At 77.1% G+C, this 6,944-nt stretch carries 4 protein-coding genes and 9 pseudogenes; all 13 read right to left on the bottom strand.

Annotation, left to right across the window (positions count from 1 at the left end):
* Positions 1–182, bottom strand: a pseudogene (locus KPL57_RS73370) (transposase); the annotation flags it as partial.
* Between the two features lie 16 nt (positions 183–198).
* Positions 199–414, bottom strand: a pseudogene (locus KPL57_RS60450) (transposase); the annotation flags it as partial.
* 684 nt (positions 415–1,098) lie between these two features.
* Entirely contained in the window at positions 1,099–1,329 is a 231-nt protein-coding gene (locus tag KPL57_RS68685; RefSeq protein WP_264199968.1) for a hypothetical protein, read from the bottom strand.
* On the bottom strand, positions 1,293–1,580 hold the full coding sequence (locus tag KPL57_RS68680; protein WP_374203960.1) for a hypothetical protein: 288 nt from the start codon (positions 1,578–1,580) through the stop codon (positions 1,293–1,295). Before KPL57_RS68680 ends, KPL57_RS68685 begins: the two co-directional genes overlap by 37 nt.
* Positions 1,581–1,828: 248 nt before the next feature.
* A pseudogene (locus tag KPL57_RS68675) lies at positions 1,829–2,014 on the bottom strand (acyl-CoA synthetase); the annotation flags it as partial.
* Positions 2,015–2,201: 187 nt separating this feature from the next.
* A pseudogene (locus tag KPL57_RS71225) lies at positions 2,202–2,327 on the bottom strand (hypothetical protein); the annotation flags it as partial.
* Between the two features lie 91 nt (positions 2,328–2,418).
* Positions 2,419–2,796: pseudogene (locus KPL57_RS68670) on the bottom strand (AMP-binding protein); the annotation flags it as partial.
* 179 nt (positions 2,797–2,975) lie between these two features.
* Positions 2,976–3,152 carry a helix-turn-helix transcriptional regulator gene (locus KPL57_RS71220; protein ID WP_308253265.1) on the bottom strand — a complete coding sequence of 59 codons (177 nt, stop codon included), beginning with the start codon at positions 3,150–3,152 and terminating at the stop codon, positions 2,976–2,978.
* Positions 3,125–4,555, bottom strand: coding sequence for a hypothetical protein (locus KPL57_RS60435; RefSeq protein ID WP_226358903.1), 1,431 nt, complete (start codon positions 4,553–4,555; stop codon positions 3,125–3,127). The genes KPL57_RS71220 and KPL57_RS60435 overlap by 28 nt, the downstream gene beginning before the upstream one ends.
* 135 nt (positions 4,556–4,690) lie before the next feature.
* Positions 4,691–5,641, bottom strand: a pseudogene (locus KPL57_RS60430) (LuxR family transcriptional regulator); the annotation flags it as partial.
* 103 nt (positions 5,642–5,744) lie between these two features.
* Positions 5,745–6,428 (bottom strand): annotated as a pseudogene (locus tag KPL57_RS73365) (AAA family ATPase); the annotation flags it as partial.
* A 53-nt stretch (positions 6,429–6,481) separates the two neighbouring features.
* Positions 6,482–6,660: pseudogene (gene rpmF / locus KPL57_RS60420) on the bottom strand (50S ribosomal protein L32).
* A pseudogene (locus KPL57_RS60415) lies at positions 6,660–6,944 on the bottom strand (GTP-binding protein); the annotation flags it as partial. The pseudogenes KPL57_RS60415 and rpmF, both read right to left, overlap by 1 nt.

Genomic DNA, 6,944 nt, shown 5'->3' with positions numbered 1-6,944 from the left:
TGCGGCTTGGCGCCGTCGCGGTCCTGTACCGAGGCCGAGCACACCATCGTGGTCAGCAGCAGACCGAGGGTGTCGGTCACGATGAACCGTTTCCGTCCGCCTGTCTTCTTCCCGGCGTCGTAGCCGCGGGAGTCCTGGCCGACGGTGTCGGCGCCCTTGACCGACTGGGAATCGATGATCCCCGCACTCGGCTCCGGATCACGGCCTCGGCGATACGTAACTGCCCCGCACGACCGGGAGGATCTTCTCGGTGACCTTCTGCTGTTCCCACTGGTTGAAGTACCAGTAGACGGTCTGCCAGGGCGGGAAGTCCACCGGCAACGCCCGCCAGGCACACCCGGTCCGCACGACATACAAGATCGCGTCCAGCACGTCCCGACGAGCATGAGCAACAGGCCGCCCCCGCCGCGCGAGCGGCGGTAAACAACGGCTCGATCACCACCCACTGGGCATCACTGGTGTCCGAGGGGTACCGGCGCGGTCGTTCCTGCATGCCGACCACGATGGAGCACCCCAGCCGTGTCGACCATCCCGACACACCCACCATTTCCAAACACGCTCTGAGCCGGAGCCGAAGTGGTGCGGTACTGCTGCGTGGCGCGCTGCTGCTGCGTGGTTCGGTGCTGCTGCGCCGCACCCGCACGCCCCGCCGACGAACCCGGCGACGCCGGCCGCGGTGCGGGGACGCCCGGTGCCTGCGGGGAGGTCGACCGCGGACGCTCCCGGCGGGGCGCGGGCAGGTCGACGTGGTCCTCGCGACGACGGTGCCGCCCCTCGACCCGGTCCGTCGGCACGGCCCCACCGACCCGCGGTGCGGGGACCGACGGGGTGGCGGGGACGGCGCCCAGGGGCGGCGCGGGCTGGGGATGCGGACGGCTGGCGCGGACATGACGATCACCACGATCTCGGGGAGTCGATACGGGGTTCTTCGGGACCCGGTGCGCGCCGCCGGCTCCTGCTTCCACCCGTCTGTCGTGTCGTACGACCACCCTGTTATCCGGTCACCCCCTACGCCAACCGTCGGAGTGACTACTCCACTCGTTGGGGGTACACGCCCACCCGTGTAGCGGTCCTTCACTCACGCAGCGTGGTCGTGCATCACTCCTTCGCTGCGCGCGGGGGCGGCGTCGGCAGCTGCTCGCGGAGGTCCCGCTTGAGCACCTTGCCCGCCGCCGAGACCGGGATCGCCCCGATCAGATGCACCTCCCGCAGACGTTGGTAGGGCAGCAGACGCTCGTTCAGCCCGTCGACGGCGGCGCGGACCGTGCCCTCGTCGACGTCGGGCGCGGTGGTCAGGAACGCGACCGGGTGCTCGCCGTCGACCCCCACGGGCGCCCGACGACGGCCGCACCGGTCACGCCCGGCAGCGCCAGCAGCCGCTCCTCCAGGTCGCGCGGGTACACGTTGTAGCCCTTGTGGAGCAGCATGTCCTTGAGCCGGTCCACGATGCGCAGGTAGCCGTCCTCGTCGAGGACGCCGACATCGCCGGTGTGCAGCCACCCGTCGCCGTCGAAGGCGGCCGCGGTCTCGGCCGGGCGCCGGTGGTAGCCGCCGGTGACCTGCGGCCCGCGGATCCACACCTCGCCCTCGGCCCCGGCGTCGAGCTCCTCGCCGTCCGGTCCGGAGATGCGGATCTCGGGCCCGCGACCGGCAGCCCGACGGTGCCGGTCGCCGGTCCGCCGACCGGGCGGCGGGGCCGAGGGTGGCGGCCATCGTCACCTCGGTCAGGCCGTAGCCCTCGGAGATGACCAGGTCCTCGCCGAGCCAGTCGCGCGCGCGCCGGATGATCGGCAGGCAACGGCGCCGCGCCCGAGGTCAGCGACCGCACCGACGACAGGTCCCCGGCGGTCTCGCGGTGGGCGAGGAGCGCGGCGTACACCGGTGGCGCCCCGGACAGCGTGGTGACGGCGAACCGGGTGGCGTCGGCCAGGTAGGCGCGCGGGTCGAAGCGAGCGTGCACGATGGTCGTCGTCCCGGTGAGCAGCGGGACGTTGAGCCCGCCGATCGTCCCCATCGCGTGGAACCAGGGGGCGATGCCGATCGCGCCGCCCGGTGCCGATCGGGGTCGGGAACTCCGAGACGGGGCCGGGGTCGGCCAGGACGACGCCGGGCCCGTACCCGGTGGCGGTCACGTCCGGCCGGGCGCCGGTGCCCCAGCAGGCGGCCTGCAGGGCGTTGGTGAGCACGTGCCGGTGGGTGACCCGCACGCCCTTGGACCGGCCGGTGGTCCCACCGGTGTAGGCCAGGTGGGCGAGGTCGCGGTCCGGTCGGGTCCACCTCCAGGTCGGTGCCCGGCGGTGTCGACGGCCTGCCGTCGAGGTACGCACCGAGCCCGGTCACCTCCGGCCCCGGCTGCTCCGGGTCCCCGTGGGCGCCGGTGACGAGCACGCGCTTCAGCGACGTCGCCGGCCGTGCGGCGAGCACCGCGGGCAGCGCCGCCTCCCAGCTGAGGACGACGACGGCCCGCGTCGGCGAGCTGTGCCCCAGGTCGTCCGGGGCGAGCAGCGGGTTCGCCGGGGTCACGGTGGCCCCGGCCAGCAGCGTCCCCCAGTAGGCGATCGCGTACTGCGGGCAGTTCGGCAGGTGCAGTGCGACGACGTCGCCGCGGCCGACCCCGTCGGCGTGCAGCGCGTGCGCGAACGCCGAGGCGCGCTCCAGCAGCCCGCGGAACGAGAGCTCGTGCCCGGCCTGGTGCAGCACCGTGGCGTCGCCGAACCGGTCGGCGGCGCCGCGGAGCGTCGCGGAGGCCGGCAGCGCGGGCACGTCCAGGTCCGGGGCGGGTGAGCGGGCGATCATGCGGGCACCCCCGCTCCGTTGCCGGTCCGGGACGGCGGGACGACCCCGTGGGCGACCATGCGACCTCCATCGGTCTGCCGGTGACGTGCGGTACGACCGACCCTAGGCACGACCGGTGGCGCACGTCACGGCCCGCACGGGCCCGGTCCGGTCCGGAGGGGACAGCCGGTGGGCAGGGTTCACTCCCGTGGGGCGAAGCAGACCCCGGGAGTGGCGACGGCGACCGCCTCGGCGCGGCCGGAGGCGCCGAGCTTCGCCATCGCCCGGGACAGGTGCACGCTCACGGTCTTCTCGGAGATGAACAGCCGCTCGCCGACCGCCCGGTTGGTCAGCCCGTGCGCGACCAGCTCCAGCACCGCGTGCTCGCGCGGGGTGAGCGGGGAACCACCGCCGCCGGCCGCCGACCGGGCCGGGGACACACCGTCCGCCGGCCCGCACCCGCAGCGCGCGGACGCGCGGCTCGGCCAGCGGGCGGGCGCCGAGCCGGTCGGCCTCGGACGCGGCGACCGCCAGGTCCTCGACGGCGGCGCGGCGGTCGGCCTCGGCCGTCGGTGCCGGGGCCACCGCGGTGCGCCCGCCCGAGCAGGGCCTCGGCCCGCCGCCACCGGGCCTCCGCGGGCGCGGTAGAGGTCGCCGTACCCGGCGAAGGTCTCCACGACGGGGTCCCAGACCTGCGGCGCCGTGTCGCCGCGGGCCCGGGCGGCCTCGGCGCGGGCCCGGGCCAGCCACGCCCGGCCCTCCGGCCCGACCGAGGTGCCGCGGGGCAGGCCGCGCTCGGCGGTGCGTGCCGCCTCGTCGACGAGCCCGGTCGCCGCCCCGGCGTGCGCGTCGGCCCCCGCCGGGTTGCCCGCGGTACGGGCCGCCTCCGCGAGGTCGGCCCGGCCGCCGCGCCCAGCGCACACAGCGCCAGCTCGCCGAGGTGGTGCGGGTACTCCGCCCGCAGCACCCCGAGCGCGCCGGCGACCCGGTCCACGGCCAGGGCGGGATCCCCGCGCCAGCGCGCCGACTCGGCCCCGACGACGCCCTGCAACAACGCGGCCTGGTCGTGCGCCGGCGGCTCGGCGGCCAGCGCGGGAGAGCTCCTCGGCGTCGTCGAGGTCTCCGCGGGCCACGCCGACCACCGCGCCTGCCACCGCCAGCATCCCGGTGACGCGCAGCGGCAGCGTGGGGTCGACGTCGCGGCGGTGCGGACGGCGGCCCCCCACTCCCCGCGCTGCACGTCGACGCGGACCTGCGCGATCCGGAACTCCAGGCCGTACCCGCCCCAGAGCAGCCCGTACGCGGCCGCCCGGCGGGCCCCCTCGGCGAGCTCCTCCGCGGCGGCGTCGAGCAAGCCGTCCTCGACGAACGACACCCCGCGGTTCCACACGGTCCGCAGCTCGACGACCTGGTTCCCGGAGGCGGCGGCCAGCGAGGCCGCCCCGGCGAGCCGGTCCCGGGCGGCCTGCGGGTCCCCCTCCAGCCGGGCGCAGAAGGCCAGGGTGATCAGTGCGTCCGCGCAGACCGCGCTGAGGTCGCGGTACCCGGCCGACCCGTCCGCGGGGGGCGCGGTGTCGTGCACCGCCCGGGCCACCGCCAGCGACGCGCGGGCGTGGGACCAGGCGGGCTCGGCATGGTCGGCGTTCAGGTGCGCCCGCGCGAGCACGGCGTGAGACCAGGCCAGCTCCGTGTCGGGCGGGCCCCCGGACTGCAGCTCGACGGCCTCCGTGGCCGCGGCCACCGCCGCGTCCACCCGGGACCCGCTGTCGAGCAGCCGCATCGCGTAGTGCCGGCGCGCCTCGGCCCCGGCCCGCGGATCCCCGCCGAGGTCGGCGACCCGGACCGCGCGGGCCCCGAGGGTGGTGGCCCCGTTCCGGATCGCCCGAGGCGCTCGCCGCCCAGGCCGCCTCCCGGGTCAGCGCGCTCTCGGTGACCCCGGTGAGCCGCTCGGGGTCCTCGACGGCGGACCACAGCTCCAGTGCCCGCTCGGCGTGGGCCAGCATCTCGGCCGGGCCGTGCCGCCGGCGGCCTCCTCGGCGGCCCGTACCGACGCCGCGAGCGCCCGCGGCAGGTCGTGGCGGCCAGCGAATGCCGGGCGAGGCGCGGCGGCCACCCCGGGGGCGTGTCGTCCCGGCGGGCGAGCAGCGCGGCGAGCCGGGAGTGCAGCCGTACCCGTTCGCCCGGGAGCAGGTCGTCGTGCACGGCCTCGCGGAGCAGGGCGTGCCGGAAGGCGTAGGACTCCGCGCCGGGCGCCGGATCCGCGACGAGCAGGTGGTGCGACACCGCCTCCCGCAGGCCCGCATCCAGATCGGCCGCGGAGAGCCCGGACGCGTCGCGCAGCAGGTCGTGGGAGATGCTCCGCTCGGCCAGCGAGGCCACCCCGCACAGCCTCCCGCGCCGGTGGTCCGAGCCGGTCCAGCCGGGTCAGCAGCACGTCGGCCAGTCCGCCCGGCAGCCCGTTCGACCCCGCCGCGACGAGCTCCTCGGCGTAGAAGGCGTTGCCCTCGCTGCGGGCGGCGATCCGGCGCAGGGTGGCCTCGTCGACGCCCCCGGTGGCCGCCCGGGCCCGGGCCAGCGCCAGCACGGCGTCGGGCGCGAGCGGCCCGAGCTCGACCCGACGGACGGCGGGCAGTCGGACGAGCTCCGCCAGCGACGCGCGCAGCGGATGCCTGCGGTGCAGGTCGTCGGAGCGGTAGGTGCCCAGCACCAGCAGCCGCTGCGAGCCCAGCCGGGCGAGCAGGAAGGCGAGCAGCTCCCTGGTGGAGCGGTCCGCCCAGTGCAGGTCCTCCAGTACGACGAGCAGCGGGGCCGCCGCGGCGGCGTCGCGCACGGCACCGGCCACCGCGTCGAACACCTGCAGACGCCCGGAGTCCCCGTCCCCTCCCGTGGGGCGGGGTGCCTCCGGCGCACACGGGCAACAACCCGTGCAGCACCGGCCGCAGCGCGGTGCCCGCCCGGTCCAGCGCGCCGAGCACCTCGGAGAAGGGCAGGTAGGGGAGTGCGGCGCCGCCCTCGTCCAGGCACCGCCCGACGACGACCTGCACGCCCGCCTCCGCGGCGGCCCGGCCGAGCGCGGCGGCGAGCCGGGACTTTCCGATCCCCGCCTCCCCGGCGAGCAGCACGGCGCGGGCCTGCCCGGCCCGGGCCGCGTCGAGGTCGCGGAGCAGCCGGAGAGCTCCTCCGCGCGGCCGACCAGCTCGTCCGTGTCCGGGCCGGTGGGGCCGCCCCCGTGGGTCGCTGCCGCCGTCATGGAGCGCATCGTGGCACGGGATACCGACACTCCCGGGCCCACGACGGCGGGCTCGCCCGGACGCGTGGCTCAGCCACGCGTCCCGGCCCGCACCGGGTGCGGCGCACTGCCCCGGTGCGGTCCCGGTGCGGCCCCGGGGCCGCCGCGGGAGCGTCGCGGGCCCGGCCGGCCCGGGGGCCCGTCCCGGCCGCCGGGAGGCGGTGAGCCGGGTACGCAGCCGCAGCCACAGCCGTCCCACCGCCGACGGGCCGGTCGCGCCGCGCAGCAGCCGCGCCGCGCGGTACCGGTCCGCCTCCTCCCGCAGCCGGGCCTGCCGCTGCTCGCGAGGGCGACGAGGGGGTCCATCGGGATGTGTGTCATCAGCATGGTGACGACACTGCGGCTGAGGGGACCGCCCGGGCATCGGGCGATCACGCCGTCCCGCGGGCCGCGCGGGGTCCGCGGTAAGGGGTCTCCTCAGTCCCGCCCGGTGGGCGGCGGCAGCAGACCCCGGCGGTAGCCGGGACGAGCGCGCGCGGCACCAGGTGTCGGCGTCCCTCCAGGGTGACCGGCACGAGGTCGGGCGTGGTCGCCTTCCACTGCGACCGGCGGTGCCGGGTGTTCGATCGCGACGTCCGTCGCTTGGGAACGGCCATCAGAGGTCTCCTTCTCGGTCGGAACGGACGGTGGGGTCGTCCAGGGCGGCGGGCCCCACGGGCTCGGACTCGGCGCAGGGCTCGTCGTGGGCCCAGCCGAACGGGTCGGGCAGGGCGGACCAGGCGTCCTCGCCGGCCGCGATCTCGGCGTCGGTGAGCAGCGCGGCGCGCAGGGCCGCGTCGATCTCGTCGGGGTCGGCGTCGTGGCAGATCGCGACGACGTCCTGGGCGCGGTCGCCCCAGCGCGGGTGCCAGGCCAGCGCGGCCATCGCCCGGCGCTGGTC

Source organism: Pseudonocardia sp. ICBG601, from assembly GCF_020496245.1.
Note: the sequence above shows the minus strand (reverse complement) of the source record. Positions and strands in the feature narration are given on the sequence as shown.